Below are 2,317 nucleotides of genomic sequence, written 5' to 3'. Positions count from 1 at the left end.
CGGCAGGGACGGGCCTGCCTCGGCGATGTTCTTGCCGTTTTCATCCAGCATGGCACGCACACGACCGTAGGCCGAACCGGCCAGCACGACGTCGCCGCGCTTCAGGGTACCGGATTGCACCAGGATCGTTGCCACCGGGCCACGGCCCTTGTCCAGCTTGGCTTCGATCACCAGGCCACGGGCCGGTACATCGACCGGTGCGGTCAGTTCCAGCACTTCGGCTTGCAGCAGCACGTTTTCCAGCAGCGAGTCGATGCCTTCGCCGGTCTTGGCCGACACCGGGATGAACGGGGCATCGCCACCGTATTCTTCCGGCACCACTTCTTCGGCGATCAGTTCCTGCTTGACGCGGTCGAGGTTGGCACCCGGCTTGTCGATCTTGTTGATCGCCACCACCAGCGGCACACCGCCGGCCTTGGCGTGGGCGATCGCTTCCTTGGTCTGGGGCATGACGCCGTCGTCGGCGGCCACCACCAGGATGACGATGTCGGTTGCCTTGGCACCACGGGCACGCATGGCGGTGAACGCCTCGTGGCCCGGGGTATCCAGGAAGGTGATCATGCCGCGCGGGGTTTCCACGTGGTAGGCACCGATGTGCTGGGTAATGCCACCGGCTTCACCCGACGCCACCTTGGTGCGACGGATGTAGTCCAGCAGCGAGGTCTTGCCGTGGTCGACGTGACCCATGACGGTGACCACCGGTGCACGCGGCAGCGCTTCGGCGTCGGCGTGTTCTTCGCCTTCGACCAGCAGGGCTTCCGGATCCTCGGCCTTGGCGGCGTGGGCACGGTGGCCCATTTCTTCCACCACGATCATGGCGGTTTCCTGGTCCAGTACCTGGTTGATGGTGACCATCTGGCCCAGCTTCATCAGATGCTTGATGACCTCGGATGCCTTCACTGCCATCTTGTGGGCGACTTCGGCCACGGTGATGGTTTCGGGCACATAGACGTCATGCACGACGGCTTCGGTGGGCACCTGGAAGTTGCTTTCGCGCTGGTCATCGCCATGCGAGTGACGACGGCCCTTGGGGCCGGCACGCCAGCCGTCACGACCACCGCCACCGGTGGCGCCGCGCGACTTCATGCCGCCGGTGCCACGCTTCTTGGCGTCGTCCTGCCAGGTCGAGGAGACATTGGCCGACTTGATCGACTTCTTGTCTGCCGTCGTCGCGGCGGGCTTCTTGTCATCCTTCTTCTCGCCCGGCTTGGCAGCGGTTGCCGGCTTGTGCAGCGTGCCTTCGGAGGTCTTCGCGGGGGCAGCAGCGGGCTCAGGTGCCTTGATGACGCGACGCGGCGCATTCATCATGGCCTTGATCTGGGCCACTTCGTCTTCCACGGCCTTGCGCGCGCGATCGGCGGCAGCGGCGCGGTCGGCGGCTTCCTTGGCGGCAGCTTCGGCCTTTTTCTTCGCTTCTTCGGCAGCAGCGCGCTTCTTTTCTTCGGCAGCCGGGTCGACGGCCGGAGCAGGCGCGGCGGCAGCAGCAGCGGCAGCAGCCGGTGCTGCTGCCTTGGCCTTGGCTGCCTCGGCGGCAGCAGCGGCGGCTTCAGCAGCCTGGCGCTTGGCTTCAGCCTCGGCTTCTTCACGGGCGCGTTGCTGTTCCAGCTCGGCAGCCTTGGCCTGGGCGGCGCGTTCGGCCTCCAGCTGGGCCAGACGCTCTTGCTGGGCCATCAGTTCGGCCTGACGGCGAGCCTCTTCCTGCTCACGTTCCTGCGCTTCGGCAGCCTGGTCGCGCTGGACCACCGCAGCACGCGCTGCGGTTTCTTCCACGCTGGGCTCGTCACGCTTGATGAAGGTGCGCTTCTTGCGCACTTCCACCTGGATCGTGCGCGATTTGCCGGTCGCATCGGCCTGCTTGATCTCGGTGGTTTCCTTGCGGGTCAGCGTGATCTTCTTCTTTTCGCCTTCCGGCGCGGCGCCGCGCGAACGGCGCAGGTGTTCAAGCAGGCGGTCCTTGTCTTCCTTCGACAGGGAGTCGGATGCAGAGCTTTTCTCTACACCGGCCGAACGCAGCTGGGTCAACAGCAGGTCGGCGGGCATTTTCAGCTCGGTGGCAAATTGGGCAACGTTGTTACTCGCCATTCAGTCCTCTTTTCTATGTGCTCGGCAGATGATGTGGAGACGCACCGCTTCTCAGCGGCCTTCGACTGCGCTCCATGCCTTGGCCTGGAGGGCCTTGGCGCGCTCATCGTATTTGGAATCGATGAGCTTCATTTCATCGTCGGTCACATCTTCAAATGCATTTTCAATCACTATCCGCGCCCGCACCGAACGCACGGACAGGATCGAGCAGAATACGACATAAGCCAGGCCGGCG

At 64.4% G+C, this 2,317-nt stretch carries 1 protein-coding gene and 1 pseudogene; both read right to left on the bottom strand.

All coding sequences use genetic code 11. The annotated features are described in order from the left end of the window. Positions 1–2,082, bottom strand: a 2,082-nt coding sequence (gene infB, locus ACIPHN_RS23010; protein WP_400440685.1) for a translation initiation factor IF-2, incomplete at its 3' end; no start/stop codon positions are given. Positions 2,083–2,133: 51 nt separating this feature from the next. Next, positions 2,134–2,317, bottom strand: a pseudogene (nusA, locus tag ACIPHN_RS23005) (transcription termination/antitermination protein NusA); the annotation flags it as partial.

It is taken from the genome of Herbaspirillum sp. NPDC087042 (assembly GCF_044745245.1).
GTDB lineage: Bacteria > Pseudomonadota > Gammaproteobacteria > Burkholderiales > Burkholderiaceae_D > Herbaspirillum.
Note: the sequence above shows the minus strand (reverse complement) of the source record. Positions and strands in the feature narration are given on the sequence as shown.